At 47.9% G+C, this 17,792-nt stretch carries 20 protein-coding genes, 2 tRNA genes and 1 pseudogene; 16 read left to right on the top strand and 7 right to left on the bottom strand.

All coding sequences use genetic code 11. From position 1 onward, the window contains the following. Window positions 1–170: 170 nt before the first annotated feature. The 11 genes from pyrR to ACFVU8_RS11670 all read left to right on the top strand — a co-directional run bounded on the left by pyrR (window position 171) and on the right by ACFVU8_RS11670 (window position 11,434). On the top strand, window positions 171–755 hold the full coding sequence (pyrR, locus tag ACFVU8_RS11720) for a bifunctional pyr operon transcriptional regulator/uracil phosphoribosyltransferase PyrR (RefSeq protein WP_379465772.1): 585 nt from the start codon (window positions 171–173) through the stop codon (window positions 753–755). A gap of 2 nt (window positions 756–757) precedes the next feature. Further along, complete coding sequence (locus tag ACFVU8_RS11715; protein ID WP_066364071.1) at window positions 758–1,666, top strand: aspartate carbamoyltransferase catalytic subunit; 909 nt, start codon at window positions 758–760, stop codon at window positions 1,664–1,666. A gap of 104 nt (window positions 1,667–1,770) precedes the next feature. Beyond that, window positions 1,771–3,054, top strand: coding sequence for a dihydroorotase (locus ACFVU8_RS11710; protein WP_066364066.1), 1,284 nt, complete (start codon window positions 1,771–1,773; stop codon window positions 3,052–3,054). A 45-nt stretch (window positions 3,055–3,099) separates the two neighbouring features. After that, window positions 3,100–4,278: a glutamine-hydrolyzing carbamoyl-phosphate synthase small subunit gene (gene carA, locus ACFVU8_RS11705; RefSeq protein ID WP_379465769.1), complete on the top strand. Its 1,179-nt coding sequence runs from the start codon at window positions 3,100–3,102 to the stop codon at window positions 4,276–4,278. Window position 4,279: 1 nt separating this feature from the next. Further along, window positions 4,280–7,501, top strand: a complete 3,222-nt coding sequence (gene carB, locus ACFVU8_RS11700; RefSeq protein ID WP_387427511.1) for a carbamoyl-phosphate synthase large subunit — start codon at window positions 4,280–4,282, stop codon at window positions 7,499–7,501. 137 nt (window positions 7,502–7,638) lie between these two features. Then, window positions 7,639–8,412: an orotidine-5'-phosphate decarboxylase gene (gene pyrF / locus ACFVU8_RS11695; RefSeq protein ID WP_387427510.1), complete on the top strand. Its 774-nt coding sequence runs from the start codon at window positions 7,639–7,641 to the stop codon at window positions 8,410–8,412. Beyond that, window positions 8,409–9,050, top strand: coding sequence for an orotate phosphoribosyltransferase (pyrE, locus tag ACFVU8_RS11690; protein WP_175372908.1), 642 nt, complete (start codon window positions 8,409–8,411; stop codon window positions 9,048–9,050). The genes pyrF and pyrE overlap by 4 nt, the downstream gene beginning before the upstream one ends. A 270-nt stretch (window positions 9,051–9,320) precedes the next feature. After that, window positions 9,321–10,865, top strand: coding sequence for an ABC transporter substrate-binding protein (locus ACFVU8_RS11685; protein WP_387427508.1), 1,545 nt, complete (start codon window positions 9,321–9,323; stop codon window positions 10,863–10,865). A gap of 58 nt (window positions 10,866–10,923) precedes the next feature. Then, window positions 10,924–11,157, top strand: coding sequence for a hypothetical protein (locus tag ACFVU8_RS11680; RefSeq protein ID WP_175372781.1), 234 nt, complete (start codon window positions 10,924–10,926; stop codon window positions 11,155–11,157). An 81-nt stretch (window positions 11,158–11,238) separates the two neighbouring features. Further along, window positions 11,239–11,315 (top strand) — tRNA-Met (locus ACFVU8_RS11675). 45 nt (window positions 11,316–11,360) lie between these two features. Continuing rightward, a tRNA-Ile gene (locus tag ACFVU8_RS11670) sits at window positions 11,361–11,434 on the top strand. Between the two features lie 297 nt (window positions 11,435–11,731). On the opposite strand, the gene ACFVU8_RS11665 is transcribed toward ACFVU8_RS11670, so the two are convergent. After that, window positions 11,732–11,959: a hypothetical protein gene (locus ACFVU8_RS11665; protein WP_387427506.1), complete on the bottom strand. Its 228-nt coding sequence runs from the start codon at window positions 11,957–11,959 to the stop codon at window positions 11,732–11,734. A gap of 263 nt (window positions 11,960–12,222) precedes the next feature. Between ACFVU8_RS11665 and ACFVU8_RS11660 the strand changes: the two genes are divergently transcribed. Further along, the gene (locus ACFVU8_RS11660; protein WP_066364037.1) at window positions 12,223–12,507 is read left to right on the top strand and encodes a hypothetical protein; all 285 of its coding nucleotides are present in this window, start codon (window positions 12,223–12,225) and stop codon (window positions 12,505–12,507) included. Window positions 12,508–12,520: 13 nt separating this feature from the next. Then, on the top strand, window positions 12,521–14,254 hold the full coding sequence (locus ACFVU8_RS11655) for a hypothetical protein (RefSeq protein WP_387427504.1): 1,734 nt from the start codon (window positions 12,521–12,523) through the stop codon (window positions 14,252–14,254). Between the two features lie 82 nt (window positions 14,255–14,336). On the opposite strand, the pseudogene ACFVU8_RS11650 reads toward ACFVU8_RS11655, so the two are convergent. Beyond that, window positions 14,337–14,507: pseudogene (locus ACFVU8_RS11650) on the bottom strand (YHYH domain-containing protein); the annotation flags it as partial. A 167-nt stretch (window positions 14,508–14,674) separates the two neighbouring features. Between ACFVU8_RS11650 and ACFVU8_RS11645 the strand changes: the two are divergent. Continuing rightward, complete coding sequence (locus ACFVU8_RS11645; RefSeq protein ID WP_379465762.1) at window positions 14,675–14,920, top strand: hypothetical protein; 246 nt, start codon at window positions 14,675–14,677, stop codon at window positions 14,918–14,920. Window positions 14,921–15,055: 135 nt separating this feature from the next. On the opposite strand, the gene ACFVU8_RS11640 is transcribed toward ACFVU8_RS11645, so the two are convergent. From ACFVU8_RS11640 to ACFVU8_RS11625, 4 genes are all read right to left on the bottom strand, one after another. Further along, window positions 15,056–15,418: a hypothetical protein gene (locus ACFVU8_RS11640; RefSeq protein ID WP_379465761.1), complete on the bottom strand. Its 363-nt coding sequence runs from the start codon at window positions 15,416–15,418 to the stop codon at window positions 15,056–15,058. 162 nt (window positions 15,419–15,580) lie between these two features. Continuing rightward, on the bottom strand, window positions 15,581–15,754 hold the full coding sequence (locus ACFVU8_RS11635; protein WP_175372915.1) for a hypothetical protein: 174 nt from the start codon (window positions 15,752–15,754) through the stop codon (window positions 15,581–15,583). Window positions 15,755–15,864: 110 nt separating this feature from the next. Beyond that, entirely contained in the window at window positions 15,865–16,377 is a 513-nt protein-coding gene (locus ACFVU8_RS11630) for an ImmA/IrrE family metallo-endopeptidase (RefSeq protein ID WP_379465759.1), read from the bottom strand. Window positions 16,378–16,550: 173 nt separating this feature from the next. Beyond that, window positions 16,551–16,727, bottom strand: coding sequence for a YjfB family protein (locus tag ACFVU8_RS11625; protein WP_066364027.1), 177 nt, complete (start codon window positions 16,725–16,727; stop codon window positions 16,551–16,553). A 194-nt stretch (window positions 16,728–16,921) separates the two neighbouring features. Between ACFVU8_RS11625 and ACFVU8_RS11620 the strand changes: the two genes are divergently transcribed. Continuing rightward, window positions 16,922–17,074, top strand: coding sequence for a hypothetical protein (locus ACFVU8_RS11620; RefSeq protein ID WP_175372782.1), 153 nt, complete (start codon window positions 16,922–16,924; stop codon window positions 17,072–17,074). A 46-nt stretch (window positions 17,075–17,120) separates the two neighbouring features. Here the strand turns inward: ACFVU8_RS11620 and ACFVU8_RS11615 are convergent, their stop codons facing one another. Continuing rightward, the gene (locus tag ACFVU8_RS11615) at window positions 17,121–17,255 is read right to left on the bottom strand and encodes a hypothetical protein (protein ID WP_387427503.1); all 135 of its coding nucleotides are present in this window, start codon (window positions 17,253–17,255) and stop codon (window positions 17,121–17,123) included. Window positions 17,256–17,428: 173 nt separating this feature from the next. Between ACFVU8_RS11615 and ACFVU8_RS11610 the strand changes: the two genes are divergently transcribed. Further along, a complete protein-coding gene (locus ACFVU8_RS11610; protein ID WP_387427501.1) occupies window positions 17,429–17,764 on the top strand; it encodes a YolD-like family protein in 336 nt (111 codons plus the stop codon). Window positions 17,765–17,792: the final 28 nt, after the last annotated feature.

The following is a 17,792-nucleotide window of genomic DNA, read 5'->3' as shown; positions in this document are numbered from 1 at the left end:
TCGAGGTTCGCGACTCTAGGAAGGTATCCGTATGACTATACGGAAGTCTTTTCATGTGCGCAGCCGTCATCTTCTTCATGTGTGGATTCCACTCCTTGCCTGTTTCAGGCAAGGAGTTTTTTGTTTTCCAAAGAACTTGAAGTGGCGTTCAAACAGAGAGGATGACAATCATGGTTACTGAAAAAAACGTCATTATGGACGAAACGGCGATTCGCCGGGCGTTATCACGAATTGCACATGAGATTTTGGAGAAGAACAAAGGTATTGAGAACTGCTTGTTAGTGGGTATTCGCACTCGAGGCGTATATTTAGCCCGCCGGATTGCTGAGCGGATCAAGGAGATTGAAGGGGTAGCCATTCCTTACGGTGAGCTGGATATCACCCATTACCGCGATGACCGTAGTGATGAGGGCAAGAGCAGCAATGAAGCGGGAGCCTCGGCGGTTGTAAGCAGTAATCTGATGTTGAATGCGGACAGTGCAGGCATCCACGATCAAAAAGTTATTCTGTGCGACGATGTGCTCTACACCGGACGGACCATCCGGGCGGCGATGGATGCCCTGATGGACTGCGGCAGGCCGCGCATGATTCAACTAGCGGTCCTTGCGGATCGCGGTCACCGTGAGCTGCCGATCCGGCCAGATTACGTCGGCAAGAACGTACCTACCTCCAAACATGAGCAAATCGAAGTGGCGCTGAAGGAATATGACGGTAAAGACGAAGTGTCCATTATTTCGCAATGGGAGGAAAAATAATCATGATGACAGCAACCAAGGTGAAGGAACGCAGCTTGCTCGGCTTAAAAGATCTGGATCGCTCAGAGATCGAACAACTGCTGGAGAGAACATCCCATTGGGATAATCAGAGTCAGAAATTAACACCCGTTCTGGAATCGCGGTTTGTGTCCAACATGTTTTTTGAGAATAGTACCCGCACCCGCTTCTCATTCGAAATGGCTGAGAAGCGCCTCGGTGCACAAGTATTGAACTTCACGGCTGCCGCTTCCAGCGTAGAAAAAGGCGAATCCATCTACGACACCGTACGGACGCTGGAATCCATGGGGATCGACGCGGGGGTTATCCGCTTGAAGCCGGCAGGGGTGCTGGAGCAGCTTGCGGAGAAAGTAGCTATCCCGCTAATCAACGCGGGTGATGGTAACAACGAACATCCGACACAAGCGCTGCTGGATATGTATACCATGACCAAGCATTTCGGTGCTCTGAAAGGCCTGAAGGTGTCGATCATCGGAGATATCCTGCACAGCCGCGTGGCTCGTTCCAACCTCTGGGGATTGACCAAGATGGGAGCACAGGTGCAGTTCTGCGCACCAGAGAATATGAAGGCTCCCGAGCTTGCGGCTTACGCGCCATATGTTTCCATGGAAGAGGCGATGCAAGCTGATGTGGTGATGATGCTGCGGGTACAGCTCGAGCGTCATGCCAGCGGAATTCTGCAGTCGGCAGAAGAATATCGCCGCCAGTTCGGCCTGACCGAAGAACGCGCTTCGAAGCTCAGTGCAGGTACGATCATCATGCATCCTGCACCGGTGAATCGGAACGTTGAGATTGATGATGCAGTGGTGGAATGCAGCCAGTCGCGCATCTTCCCGCAAATGTCCAACGGAGTGCCGGTACGGATGGCTGTACTCGAAAGAGCGCTTCTCTAAAAAAAGCTAACATTAACCGATTAATAAATATACACAATGATGAATTTTTATTATATAATAACGGGGAAGCTTGCGGCAGTGGTCTGCAGGCAAAAAGGAGAATCATGACAGTGATCATTAAAAACGCCAGCGTATTGAACAAGGACGGCAAGCCGGAGCGCAAACACATCGTCATTGAGGACGGAGTGATCTCCGCTCTTATAGATGGAAATGAGGAAGTAACCGGAGCTGCTGAGATCGTTGATGCAGAAGGAAAGCTGCTGATTCCCGGCCTGATTGACATGCATGTGCATCTGCGTGAACCAGGATTCGAGCACAAGGAAACGATTGAAACGGGCAGCCGTTCGGCAGCCAAGGGCGGTTTTACCACTATCGCCTGCATGCCGAATACGCGTCCGGTGACAGACAGCCCCGAAGTGGTTCAATTGGTTAAAGACAAGGCTCGTGAAGCCGGTCTGGTAAAGGTCCTACCTTATGCAGCAATTACGAAGAATGAGCTGGGTAGAGAGCTGACTGATTTTCCAGCGCTGAAGGAAGCCGGAGCGATTGGGTTTACTGACGACGGTGTGGGCGTGCAGAGCGCGCAAATGATGAAAGACGCCATGAAGCTGGCTGCAAAGCTGGATATGCCGGTGATTGCCCACTGTGAGGATAACTCGCTGGTGGAGGGCGGCTGTGTGGCTGAAGGAACGTTCGCAGAGAAGCACGGCCTGATCGGAATTCCGAATGAGTCGGAAGCGATCCATGTCGGCCGGGATATTTTGCTAGCGGAAGCGACTGGGGTTCACTATCATGTCTGCCACGTCAGCACAGAACAATCGGTACGTCTGATCCGTCAAGCCAAGGAGATCGGGATTAAAGTGACCGCTGAAGTATGCCCGCACCATCTGCTGCTCTCAGAAGAGGACATTCCAGGGCTGGATGCCAATTGGAAAATGAACCCGCCGCTTCGTTCGCGCCGTGACGTGGAAGCATGTATCGAAGGACTGCTGGACGGTACGCTCGATATGATCGTTACCGATCACGCTCCACACAGCGAAGACGAGAAAGCTAAGGGTATGCAGCTTGCTCCATTCGGTATCGTAGGCTTTGAGACAGCATTCCCGCTGCTCTACACGGCTTTTGTAGACACAGGCAAATGGGACTTGTCCCTGCTGGTCCAGCGGATGACCGCTGATCCGGCTCGCGTATTCCGGTTGAACACCGGGGTTTTGGAGGCCGGAGCGCCTGCAGACTTGACACTGATTGATCTGGAGCAGGAGAAGGAAGTGAACCCGGCGGATTTTGCGACTAAGGGTCGGAATACTCCTTTTACCGGTTGGAAGCTTAAAGGTTGGCCGGTAAGTACCTGGGTGGATGGCAAGCTGGTCTGGAATGAGACAAACTAACTAACGAACTTTTATAATAGAAACAACAAGAAGGAGTGGAAGGGAATGCAGGCAAGATTGTTGCTGCAGGATGGCACGCTGTTTACAGGTACCGCATTTGGTGCCGAGGGCGAGAAGACAGGCGAGGTTGTATTTAACACAGGAATTACAGGATATCAAGAGGTACTGTCGGATCCTTCTTACTGCGGTCAGATCGTTACCATGACCTATCCGTTGATCGGAAACTACGGCATCACCCGCGATGATTTCGAATCGGCACGTCCGTTCGTACACGGATTTGTGGTGCGTCGTCATGAGACGGTGCCAAGTAACTGGCGCGCAGAATACAGTGTAGACGATCTGCTGAAGGAATATGGCATTCCCGGTATCAGCGGGATTGACACCCGGATGCTGACCCGCATCATTCGCCACTACGGAACGATGAAAGCAATCCTGACCACGTCCAACAAACGGGTAGAAGAACTGCAGGAAATGATGGGTGACACCAGTATAGAGGAATTGCGCAATCAGGTAGCGCGCACCTCTACACCGAACACTTACATTAGTCCTGGCAACAAGGAAAGAATCGTACTCGTTGATTACGGTGCTAAGACAGGAATTCTGCGCGAGCTTAACAACCGCGGATGTGACGTTGTAGTCGTACCGCATGATGTGACAGCAGATGAGATTCGCCGCCTGAACCCGGATGGCATTCAGTTGTCCAACGGCCCTGGGGACCCTAAGGATGTACCTTACGCGGTACAAACAATCTCTGAGCTGCTTGGCGAATATCCGATCTTCGGCATCTGCCTGGGTCACCAATTGTTTGCCCTGGCTTGTGGAGCGGATACAGAGAAGCTGAAGTTCGGTCACCGCGGCGGGAATCACCCGGTTAAGGAACTGGAGAGCGGACGTTGCTTCATCACTTCACAGAACCATGGCTACACCGTTAATGAAGACTCCATCAAGAGTACAGAGCTGGAAGTTACACATATCAACAATAACGATAAGACAGTCGAAGGACTAAAACATACCCGTTACCCTGCCTTCTCGGTGCAGTATCACCCAGAAGCAGCGCCGGGACCGCATGACAGCAGCTATTTGTTTGACCGTTTCCTGCAGATGATTGCAGAGCATAAAGCGAGCAAGCCTGTAAGCACTCGTCAGGCGCAGCTTGCAGCCAACGCCAGAATCACGGCGCAGCAGTGGGCGCCCCAGCTTGAAGCCGTGAAAGGAGCAAGATAACATGCCTAAGAATGATAAACTTAAAAAGATACTGGTGATCGGCTCCGGTCCGATCGTCATTGGCCAAGCAGCCGAGTTCGACTATGCAGGAACTCAAGCTTGCCAAGCTCTGAAAGAAGAAGGCGTTGAGGTAGTGCTGATCAACAGCAACCCGGCGACCATCATGACCGATACCAATATGGCCGACAAAGTCTATATTGAACCTATCACCCTTGAATTCGTCACCGGCATTATCCGCCAAGAACGTCCGGACGGCTTGCTGCCAACACTCGGCGGACAGACCGGTTTGAATATGGCTGTAGAACTGGCCCGTGCAGGCGTTCTGGAGCAAGAGAATGTGAAGTTGCTCGGAACGCAGCTTCACTCCATCGAAAAAGCTGAGGACCGCGATTTGTTCCGCGAACTGATGCGCGAATTGGATCAGCCAGTTCCAGAGAGCACAATCATCACTACACTGGAAGAAGCTCTGAGCTTCGCTGATGAGATCGGCTATCCGCTGATTGTCCGTCCTGCGTACACTTTGGGTGGTACAGGCGGCGGTATCTGTGATAACGAAGAGGAACTGCGTGAGACGGTTAAGGCAGGTATCCGTTACAGCCCGATCGGACAATGTCTGGTTGAGAAGAGCATCGCCGGCATGAAGGAAGTCGAATATGAAGTTATGCGCGATGCCAACGATAACTGTATCGTGGTCTGCAACATGGAGAACTTTGATCCGGTGGGTGTACATACCGGGGACAGTATCGTTGTGGCGCCGAGCCAGACGCTGTCTGACCGTGAGTACCAAATGCTGCGCAGCGCGTCGCTCAAAATTATCCGTGCGCTGAACATCGAAGGCGGCTGTAACGTACAGTTCGCGCTTGATCCGCAAAGCTATCAATACTATGTCATTGAAGTGAACCCGCGTGTTAGCCGCTCCTCGGCGCTGGCTTCCAAGGCAACCGGCTATCCGATTGCGAAGATGGCTGCCAAGATTGCCCTTGGCTACACGCTGGATGAAATCGTCAACCCGGTAACCGGACAGACTTATGCCTGCTTCGAGCCTACCCTTGACTATATCGTGAGCAAAATCCCGCGCTGGCCGTTCGACAAGTTCACGTCGGCTAACCGCAAGCTGGGCACGCAGATGAAAGCGACCGGAGAGGTTATGGCCATCGGCCGTACTTTCGAAGAGTCCATTCATAAAGCGGTTCGTTCCCTTGAAATCGGCGTTCACCGCTTCCGTCTGCCAGGGGCAGAGAAGCTCGAAGAACAGGTTCTGAGAGATCGGTTGGCAAAAGCCGATGATGAGCGTCTGTTCCTGATCGCCGAGGCATTCCGCCGCGGCTACGGATTGCAAGAGGTTCAGGATATCACTAACGTTGACTGGTGGTTCCTCTCCAAGATCGAAGGTTTGGTGAACTTCGAGAGCGTTATTCGCGGGGAAGAAAGCCTGACCGCAGAAACGTTGTATGAAGCTAAGCGTTTTGGCTTCACTGACCTGGCTATCGCCGAGATCCGTGCTGAAGGTGACCCTAACGGCAAGCAAACGAAGGAATCCGAGGTGCGGGCATTGCGTCTCAGCCAGGGGCTGAAGCCAGTGTTCAAGATGGTAGATACTTGTGCGGCTGAGTTTGAGGCTTCCACACCTTACTACTACTCTACCTATGAGACTGAGAATGAAGTGACACCTTCTGACAAGCAGAAGGTAATCGTGCTCGGCTCTGGTCCGATCCGTATCGGACAGGGGATTGAATTCGACTACTCTACTGTACACGCGGTATGGGCGATTCAGAAGGCTGGTTATGAAGCTGTAATTATCAATAACAATCCGGAGACTGTATCTACAGACTTCAACACATCGGACCGGTTGTATTTTGAACCACTGTTCTTTGAAGATGTAATGAACGTAGTAGAGCAGGAGAACCCGATTGGGGTAATCGTTCAGTTCGGTGGACAGACCGCGATCAACCTTGCGGCACCGCTGAGTGCTGCCGGGGTGAATATTCTCGGAACAAGTCTGGAAAGCATCGACGAAGCCGAGAACCGCAAGAAGTTCGAAGCATTGCTCTCCCGTCTTGATATTGCACAGCCGAAGGGTAAGACGGTTACGACTGTCGATCAAGCGGTTGAAACCGCACAGTCGCTGGGGTATCCGGTATTGGTTCGCCCGTCTTACGTACTTGGCGGACGCGCGATGGAGATTGTCTACAACGACACTGAACTGCTGAGCTACATGGTCGAAGCTGTCAAGGTGAATCCAGAGCATCCGGTACTGATTGACCGTTACATGCTGGGTAAAGAGGTTGAGGTAGACGCCATCTGCGACGGAGAGACTGTAGTCATTCCGGGCATTATGGAGCATGTGGAACGGGCAGGGGTTCACTCCGGTGACTCTATCGCCGTCTATCCGCCGCAATATCTGGATGAAGGTCTGAAGCAGAAGATTTCCGAAATTACAATCAAGATTGCCAAGGAACTGAAGACCATTGGTCTGGTCAACATCCAGTTCGTTATCTATAAAAATGAAGTCTATGTTATCGAGGTTAACCCGCGCTCCTCGCGTACGGTTCCGTTCCTGAGCAAGGTGACCGGGATTCCTATGGCCCACCTGGCGACTAAAGTTATCCTTGGCGGCAAGCTCAAGGAAGACGGCTACCAAGAAGGACTATGGCCGGAAAGCGATTATGTATCGGTTAAAGTGCCGGTGTTCTCCTTTGCCAAGCTGCGCCGCGTAGAGCCTACACTGGGGCCGGAAATGAAATCCACCGGTGAAGTTATGGGCCGCGACAAGCTGTATGCCAAAGCGCTGTATAAAGGTCTCATCGGAGCGGGTATGAAGATCCCGGCTACGGGAGCCATTATCGTGACGGTGGCTGACAAGGACAAAGCTGAAGCGGTTGAACTGATGAAGGGCTTCCATGCGATGGGTTACAAAATCATTGCTACAGGCGGTACGGCAATCGCACTTGAAGATGCTGGCCTGAACGTGATGAACGTGAACAAGCTGGGCGAAGGCGAGCCGAACATCGTCGACTTGATCCGCAGCGGACAAGCGAACTTTGTCTTCAACACCCTGACTAAGGGTAAAACACCAGAGCGTGACGGATTCCGTATCCGCCGTGAAGCGGTAGAGAATGGCGTAGTATGCATGACCTCCCTCGACACCGTAGCGGCGCTGCTGAGAATGCTGCAGACAATCAACTTCTCGTCGCAGTCCATGCCTGCATTTGTCGGTCAATAAAGAACTGAATAGACAGCATTGAACATGCTACAGGGACGGTTTGCGGATGATTCGCAGACCGTCCCGCCATGACCGGGCCATGAATAAGATGAATGAGGTCCTCGTGGACAAGGTGAAACTGGATAGGAGCGGTGGTTATGGCTTACGAAAAAGAACAAGAGGTGAAGACAGATCTCGATGCTGCATGGTCAGACATGGCTAAGCGGCTGATGATTGCCCTGGATTACCCGGATGTAGCGAGTGCAAGACTGCTCATGGAGAAGCTGGAAGGCATCCCATGCTATATGAAAGTAGGCATGCAGTTGTTCTATGCGGCTGGGCCGGAGTTCGTACGGGAGCTGAAAGAACGAGGCTACTCTGTATTCCTGGATGTCAAAATGCATGATATCCCGAACACGGTAAAAGGCGGAGCAGGCAGCATTACAAGGCTGGGTGCTGATATGTTCAACGTGCATGCCGGAGGCGGCAAGGCTATGATGGCTGCTGCCCGTGAGGGCGCAGCTGCTGCGGTTAGCGCTAATCCGGAGCTTAATATGCCGGTGATTATTGCGGTAACCCAGCTGACCAGTACGAGTCAGGAAGTCATGAACGGGGAGATTGGAGTCCCGGGCAATGTAGATGACACGGTGGTTCGGTATGCCAAGCTGGCTGCGGAAGCAGGCCTGGATGGCGTTGTAGCCTCCCCGCAGGAGTCGGCGGCCATTGCGTCCGCCTGTGGCCCGGATTTTCGCACAGTGACCCCTGGCATCCGGCCAGCCGGCTCATCGATGGATGACCAGACGAGAGTCCTGACACCGGGACAAGCGATCCGGCAGGGCAGCCACTATCTCGTCATCGGCCGACCGATTACGGCAGCATCCGATCCGCGTCAAGCGGCACTAACCATTATTGAGGAGATGATTCAAGCGTGAGCCAATTTTCGAATAAAAGTGAACAAGTCGCTTCGTATTTGCTGGAGATCGGGGCGGTAAACCTGCGTCCGCAAGAGCCTTTTACCTGGACTTCCGGTATTAAGTCGCCCATCTACTGTGATAACCGTCTGACTTTATCGTATCCAGAGGTCCGTAACTATATCGCCGATGCATTTGCCGAGCTGATTAAGAGCCGTTACCCGGATGCTGAAGTGATTGCCGGAACAGCAACAGCGGGTATCCCGCATGCGGCTTGGGTAGCTGACAAGCTGAATCTGCCTATGGCATATATCCGTGATAAAGCTAAGGGTCATGGCAAGCAGAACCAGATTGAGGGCCTGATTGCTCCAGGGCAGAAGGTGATCGTTATTGAGGACCTGATCTCCACTGGGGGCAGCTCCATTAAGGCCGCTCAGGCGGTTCAGGAGGCCGGTGGCGTGCCACTGGCGGTACTGGCTATTTTCAGCTATGAGCTAGATCGGGCTACACAAGCATTCGCTGATGCAGAGATTCCGCTGCTGAGCCTGTCCAATTACACCACGTTGATTGATGTTGCACTGTCGCAGAGTAAAATTGCTGCAAGTGATGTAGATCTTCTGCACTCCTGGAGAAAAGATCCTGCGGCATTTGGAGTATAAATGATGTTTTACAGTCCCTCGCCTTGGCGCGCAGGGACTTTTTTTAATATATATATCGCTGAAACGGATACCGTCCCTTAGCGGACGGAGAAGCCGTTCTAATTATTCCAATATAAGGGAATTCGATGAAAGATTCGTTGTTTAACTTTAAATTTGCTGTAACTTTCACAATGCTATAAACCTATATAATACATAAAGAAGGAATGGATGATTACTCCAGTAACCAGGCGTTCATGATCTAATGTTTAGTATGTTCAGGAGGGATATATAGTGAAATTTAATAGGAATACAACTGACAAGAAACGAAAGGCAATCCGCCGGGTGAGTCTTGGTCTTAGCGCGGCATTGCTGCTGCCATTGGCGTCATCGAACTTACATACAGCGTGGGCAGAATCAGGGCAAGGCCATGCTCAGCAGAAAGAACGTGTGCTGCGGATCGGTAGCTTGTGGAGCGGAGAAGAGGATACCTATTTTCGCCAACAATTTACGGATCTGTATGAATTGAAGCATCCAGAGGTCAAGCTTGAGATTGTGCCAGCTATAAACAGTAGTGACACCCGTTTCAATCCTGGCCCGCAAGCACCCGCAGGAGACAACCTGGAGAGCATTCGTAAGCTCATGGGCGGAGACAAGCCTGTGGATGTTATTGTCGGGGACAGCACGCTCATCAAGAGCCTGAGAGACCACAACATGCTCAAGCCGCTTCAGCCGCTGATTGATCGTGACCATTATGATATTAGCAATATGGCGCCGACGATGCTGGATGGTATCCGCGAGCTGGGTAACGGCAGTCTGTACGCTCTGGCACCGACCTTTAATTCCAGTGCTTTGTATTATAACAAAGCTATTTTTGACAAGGCAGGTCTACCTTATCCAACGAATGGAATGACCTGGGATGAAGTCTTCACACTGGCGACGAAGGTTGTCAATGCTTCCAAAATGGCCAAAGTGTCGGGTCATCCAGATAGCCGTGTCTACGGATTCTCCATGAGCCGTTATTCCAGCGATCCATTCTGGGACATGCTGACCTATATATCGCCGCTTCAGCTGACCATGTACGATAACAAAGGCGAGAAGATGACTGTCAACAGTCAACCATGGAAAAAAGCATGGACAACCTATAGTGAACTTGTGCATAAGGGGATTATTCCCGGGTTTGTCAGCGATGTCGGTAGTCCCGAGAGCAATGGCTTCAACCCGCTTCAGGGAGATCTATTCGCGACAGGTAAGGCTGCCATGGTTATCGGGGAGTACGGCTATGTGAAAGAATTGGCGGATATTGAGCGAAATGCCTCCAAAATCCCTAACTACAAGCTGGCGGATTGGGGCATTGTGAATGTACCTTCGCATGCGGAGAAGCCGGGGGTGTCATCCGGCACTTGGCTGGGAAATATGATGGCGATCAGTGCTAATGCGCCCGATCCAGAGGATGCCTGGGACCTGATTAAGTTCGTTAACAGCAACGAGGTGGCGAAAATCAAAGCCCATAACAACTACGAACTGACGTCCCGCACAGACTACATTACTTCCAGTCAGCCGGGTCTGGATTTGCAGCCTTTTTATACACAGAAACCACTGCCTGCTGGTGATCCCGCTATGGATCAACTGGAGGCGCAGAAGCCGGGAATTACCCAAATCAGCGATGCCGGCCGTCAGTTGTTCATCGAAGTGTATAACGGCCGCCAATCTGTGGATCGAGCACTGAAGACCTGGGAATCCCAGGGTAATAAGATGCTTGAGAAGCTGAAAAAATCCCCGGCGTCCACCTTTGATCTGGAGGATGGCTGGATGTCACAAGGTGCTGTGAGGAATTAATCACTATTTATTCCAAATAAAAGGTCCAAAGCCGCCGGGAGTTTCGGCGGCTTATTTTATGAAAACTGGGTATGATAAGCTCATGAAGGAATCCCATTATTTTGCCGACAAAGGAGCCGAATACAGCATGAACTGGATATACTTCGCCAAGTTGTTCCGGACCCGATTTCAAGCCGGATGTCTAGCCAAGCGATTAGAGCAGGACGGATGGATTTATGGCTATCATGATCCACGTTTCGTGGAAATTTACCGTTCCCGTAAGGGAAAGTACGGGGTACGTTTCCTCCCTTGAGAAGTTTTTCTAAATTCTCTTGACTTAGAGGCATCATGTAATGTATATTAATTATTGTCGCTGTTTGAATTTAATGACTGACGCGGGGTGGAGCAGCCCGGTAGCTCGTCGGGCTCATAACCCGAAGGCCGCAGGTTCAAATCCTGCCCCCGCAACCAATTTTATTCATCCTCAGCACTCCTAAATACGGATATTTTAGATCCGGGCCCTTAGCTCAGTTGGTTAGAGCGGTCGGCTCATAACCGATTGGTCGGGGGTTCGAGTCCCTCAGGGCCCACTTCGCCAAAACCCTTACGTTGTAAGGGTTTTTTGCTGTTTATACACTTAGCGGAGCGAATATGCTTGAGTGTGGGAAGGCAGGAATACTACAAAATAACTATAGAACTTAAAGCTGCTAATAATATTCCAAAACTGCAGATCCTAAAAGATTAACAAAGCCCCGCGGACCATTGAGGTTCGTGGGGCACCGTAATATGTATATTTTGTGTTTTGATAACAATCAAAGGCCTATCTCTGACTTTCAATCTTGTGCAGTTTTTTTGTCAGGAGCGGCAGTTGATGCTGGGGGAGCTTTTCAGTAGGAGCTTCTGTTATCTCCACTGTGGGGAGCTGGCGTTGGATCTTCTGTAGGTTCTACGGTAGTTGTAGCTGACAGTGTGGACTCAGCGACCTTCTTATTTCCACCCATATTACCCATAACTCCAAAAACAAGTACCACCAGTAAGCAAAGCCACCACTTCACTCCAAAAATAATTATCACCAGTAACCAAAACCACCACTTTTTAAAAATCGACTTTTCCAATCATTCTTCCCCCTAAATCTGATAATTATTTAAAATTGATTCTATCAGATAAAGGGATGGTAATCTATGCATTTTACTAAGAATGATATATGTAAAGGGCATCTTTCGAGTAAGGTTATACCCCCTTATCTGTAGCATCGCGCAGCCATTTTGGTAGTGAACAGTTCTTCGTTAGAGCGGTCGGCTGATGATTTTCCGCAGAGAAGTATAGATACCTATTTTTCATATGGTAATATATAACTATTGGGAAGGTGGTGATCAGGTTGTTGGAAAGGGAAAATAAAATTTCTGGTGTAATAACTTGGATGGGGATTATTAACATCGCAGCAGGATTTATTCTAGGTTTGGTATTTGGGAGAGAAAATGTTGGACTCTATAGTGACACATATGAACAAATATGGTCTGTCACTCTGTTGTATTGGGCTGCTGGTTTTGTGTCGGGGATGTTTTTCATCGGTATATCCGAGATTATAGAGCAATTACATAAAATTAATTCAAAATTAGGAAAAGAGCCAGAAGAAGACGATCTACGTTTATTAAGCGATTAAGCGGGGGAATGGAATGTTAGTAAATATCGAATGTCCTGTTGAATGTCTTGATTATGAATTATATGAGAGTAGAAGCACAGGAAAGATTTACTGTTCATTAATGTTTAACAACTTGTCTTCCCGTACCGTAAAAGGACTAAAAATTATTATTTACTGCTATGACCAATTCGGTGATCCAGTTGAGGATGAGCGGAACACATTTGAATGTAAGATTGAATTTAAAGATGGTTTACCTCCGAGCTTAAGACAATTCACGGACAAAAAGTTAGAGCTGGCAGTGGATCAAAACACCAGAAAAATAGAAGTGGATATTGTGAAAATCCTGTTTGACGATAATTCAATGTGGAACAACGATACCTCTTCATCGGAAAAGATTGAACTAGTAAAGGTAGGGGATCCCAAGCTATTGGCATTCGTACAAGCGAGAGCTGGGGATGATGCTAAATATTTGGCTAACGAGTTTGATGAGAGATGGATATGTATTTGCGGAAGATTGAATGTTGGCGATCACCTAACTTGTAAAAGATGCAGAAGAAACAAAGAGAATGTTCTGACTGATTATAAAGAAGAGGAGACAATAATCCGGAATTTGAGGGTTTTTGAAGAAGAAAAGGCAAAAAAGCAGATGGAAGAACGTGAGAAAAATGAGCAACAATTAAAAAGAAACAAAGAAAAGCAGAAAAGAATTATCAAAAATTCATCTTACATTGCCGCAATTCTTCTTGTAACAGCTGTAATCAGTTTCGGATTTTTGACTAAGTTTACTTTTTCAATAAAGAATCATCAAGCTTCAACGGATGAGAATAACAATAAGGTAACATTTGAAACTATACCCGTGGTAGAAGCAGAAAAAGAACCAGAACCGGAAAAGCAATTAGTCGAAGACTCGCTAAAGGCGGATTTAGTTGAAGAGGTTATCCATACTTCTTTTGTGTCAAACGGTGGAAACAATGGTCGGGGAGAATTTGAAGTAGAGTACCGTAAAGAAGGTGTTGTTAAAACTAAATTAATCAGCGACATCTTTGAACCTAAAAGTGTTGATATAGACCACGATGGTGTAAATGAGTTTGTGATTTCATATCGAATAGATGTGGACAATCTTAGTAATGCTCAAATGCCCTATTGGGATGATGTATATGAATTCGATGTAAACAAGGAAGATCTAGTGTTGGTTAGTAATAAATACAGTGAATATTATAAAAATAATTACATACCGTCTTTGAAAAAGAAAGTAACTGAGAGCAGTGATTTAGGAGAAAAGCAAGCGCTGTTTGTGTTAATTCAGGCTGCCAATGATTTGTTTGAGGGAAACTTTATTCCTGATGTTAATCAGGAGAAGATTGATTCTTTGGTTCAAGATCATCAAATTGTGAGTCCTTTGAAGATTGTAAAAAAAAGTAATAAATTCTATATCCATGGGATAACTTTAGGGATGAATATTAAAGAAGCGATTAAACTCCTTGGTAACCCCGATGATTCATTTGAAGTGGACTCTAAAGTTGCGATATGGAATTTAAAGGATAATTTGAAACTGACTGTCGAGTATGTAATAGATACAATTGATTATCTTGACCTGGGAGAATTTGATCAATGGACCCAGGATCAAAGCATGAGTGCTTTGGGTAACCCAGCAGAAGTTGGGGAAGAGGAATATTCATATCTTACTTCGACTCAGAGGCTTAGATTCCATACGATGGTTAAACCTGGGGAATTTAGAGTACAGCTTATGGATCCTGAAGTTCTTTAGGTTACTCTGGCAGCTCAATTGATTTCAAACATTGAGGTGCCAGAGTTATGTAAAATCAGTGATTTTTCTTTTTGGTTCCACTGTTGTGATAGTGGTATTCTCCCTTTTTCAATCCCCACTTCTCGCAGTTTGTGCGGCAATAATGACCACCTTTTGAATCGGTTCGACCCGGATGGGCACTGGCTAGTGCGGGTGTAAGTAACAGAATTATCGAAAGGAACAGTGGGAGTAATACTTTTTTCACGACAAAAATCCTCCTGAATTGTATGATATTTAGATATAGTCTATCAGAACTAGGTAAATATTACTATAATTCTGGGAGAATATTGATATTACTTATTCGGGAATAAGGTAAAAATACTTTAACCTAGTGATATCTGCTTTGTTTTTTAAAGGAATCAGACAAACTGGTGAAAGCATATGGGTTACATAAACGCTATAGAGGTGGATGGTGAGCCCATGCTGCATAATCAGGAGTTTAAGGTATATATTATAACCTCTCGGGATATCCTGCGGTTTATTGTCATGGAGATCGTGATCGGAACGATGGCGTATTCCATAGCTATGAAGTTGTTTCATAACGTGATTTTGGCGAGTGCCGGGAGCTGGGCCGGGACAGAGGGAATCAAGCGGCTGACGGGTGTTTTAAGAGCGATAGCCAAGTAGTAATGGAGAGGCTTGTGAAAAGCCGCAAAATAAGCACCTTGCCAACAAGGCGAGGTGCTTTGATGTAGTCAGGCCTATGTATGAGTAGGATAGATATTGTATGATGTCTGCTTACAGAGTTTGTCGGTAAAACAGTTAATCGTAGATCTTCTTGTCCAAATACGTGATTAGAAGCTCTGCCAAGGCTCTCAGCTGTATGGGGTTATTCTCTTGGGCTATTGCCTCTTGGATGCGGCTGATTGTGATTTGACTGTCTTTCTCTCTGCTGGCTTCCTGGTCCACCGGGGTACCGGTTATATTGTGTTGCAATGTATGGGACACGCTCTCGATCTCCGTAATCGGAACCCAGAGTGATTCTTCCTCCGTCTGTATCTTGATCATTCGGTAGGTCAAGGCTTCGGCTGTTCCCTTTAGATTCCCGCCATTCAATAAAACGAGGTTAATACGTTCGTTCTTTGCCACTGCAGCTTGCAAGTTCTGACGTACTCCTTTATTCATTAAATTGCCTCCATAAATTAGTCTGTGTCAATTATACCCATATTATGATTGGTATAACAACCGTTAGCAGGAGGCGTTTCATGCACATACAGGTCTTATGGATCTTAGGGCCACATGAATCATACATGCTCCGCTGGTCGATAAACCTAGCGGAGCGTATGATTATAGAACTATATCATCTTCCTTGGGTTCTTGCAGCAGGATGGAGAAGGTCTGAGTCTCGTGGTCCACTTCAATCGTTTCGATTCCGACAAAATCAGGCATTTCGGGGTGTACTGCATCAACATTGTATTCGGGATGGGTCAATAATAAGGCAATGACTTTAGTGGCTTCCATAAGCTCCCTCCAATGAGATCATTCCACCATGTAACGCGGGTGGGCGGTTAATAGCTTGGCGATTGTGTTATCGCTATTATCCCCGCGAGCCGGACTGAATATCATTGGAATTAATTTGCTGGGGACATTACCGCAAGCAGTTGACCTTGAAATATGCGTCTTTGTATCTGATCAATCCGCTGGACAGCCAATTCGTTCGGGACTTGAAACATAGCTGACAGGTAACGAATCGCCTCTCCACGCTGCTCCGGCAATGGCATGCGCGAGATCATGGAGTAGGGCATGGAGGCATACAGAATGAAGCGGTCGGATTCATCCTCCTGATCTTGAGTGAAGATTTCGGGCATCAGCGTACGCTTCCCGGAATGGCGCAGCAGGTGGCAGAGGGCGTGAAGAAATTCCAGGCGCTGCATGCTTGATGGCAGACGATTATCAATGAACATGCTGTACATCCCGGCAGATGCCTCCACCGCCTTGCTTCTCACATCGAGATAATGGACCCAGATATTCAAGCGTTCTGAAATATACTCGATGGAGATTTGGGAAGGCTGCTTTATTTGGAGTCTGTTGTATAGATCCTCGGTCCATTTCTCCAAAACAGTCATTTGATAATATGATTTCACTTCATCCACCTCGTTATAGGATCGTATGTTCGTATTTAAAAGTAAAAGAAAAGCCCGGAGGGCTTGTGAAATACAGAGAGGCGGAGAAAGCAGATGTCTGCTTTCCGCCTGGTGTCTTTTGAAATACTTTTAAAAAAGGGAACTAATGTTCTTGTTAGATTAGCATAAAACAATCAGACGCGAATATCAAGTGTTTTTCCTAAGCTAGGATGAACGCTTTGTTCAAGCATCTGCACCAGATTCTGGCTCTGAGTTTCTGCCTGGTCCTTAGCAATGCTTAATACCTGTATACCCACAGCCTGGGCCAGGGATGCCTGGCTCATTGAAGTAGATAATGCTGCAATATCCATGTCGCACCTCCCTCTATAAGCTATATCGACAAGGATATTCTTTTTTATAAGCAGGCAGGGTACACAAAAATAGCTCAGTCAAGGCCTTGATATAATTGTCACGCATTTCTTTACCTGTTGGCCCATACCTCAAGGCGGAATTTCACATATTCTGAGCTGTATTCAATATTCATCATTCTAAGGAGGAAATTTAAATGGGTGCAGGATATGGTTGCGGTTGTGGAAATGTTAGTCCGGTAAATGAAGCTCCGGTTGTCGCTCCGTGTGTAAGTCCTTTTACTTCTACAGGTGCTATTCTGGTTCTCTTCATTCTGTTGGTTATCATCACTAAAGCCTGTTTGTTCTAGGATAGCTTTATCGTACTGTCCCCCCCTGGCCTTAGCCGGGCGGGGGTTATTTCTTTTTTCTGCGCGCAGGCCCAATTTGGCGTTTGATTCTTCCGGTATTCGGATCCACTTCGACAATGTACAATTCTTTGATCGTTCCCGATAAGGTAAACCATTCCTGCAAGGCCTCGGTTTCAGACATGGGTCCGTATAGTCTTCTTCCGCGATAACAAATATAGAACACCTGGCTCTCCGTTTATGGATAAAATTCCATTCTATTTTAAACTGAAATAGAGGATTTTAAACATTGCATCAAGAACATTTGTTCGCATATAATAAAATCAATCGTTAAATTTCGGCAGGGGGACAGACATCATGACCAGCAATATTGGGAATTTCGGCATAGCAGCAAGTCAGGAATTTTGGATGAAGGGCTTACTGGAGCGACTAGAGGTGGAGTGCAGAGATATGGAGTACCGCGGTAAGCCTGAATTAACGGTGGCTCAATGCAAGGCGATAATGGAAGATATTTTTTATTCGTTTCAGAACGGGTGCAGGATTTCTATGTATACTTGGGACCCGTTTGGCACTGAAAAACTAAGTGGAATTGTGCGGATTATGAACGTCAAACCGCTGCAAATCAAGTTAGAGTTGAACAATGGCACATTCAGGTGGGTGTGGATGGCGAATATTGTGGACACCTTTACATAATAAGGCCCCGGAGGTTATCCGGGGCCGG

This window comes from Paenibacillus sp. NPDC058177 (genome assembly GCF_042883835.1).
Classification (GTDB): domain Bacteria; phylum Bacillota; class Bacilli; order Paenibacillales; family Paenibacillaceae; genus Paenibacillus_AQ; species Paenibacillus_AQ agri.
The sequence above is the reverse complement of the archived record's forward strand: the minus strand, read 5'-3'. Positions and strand labels throughout refer to the sequence as shown.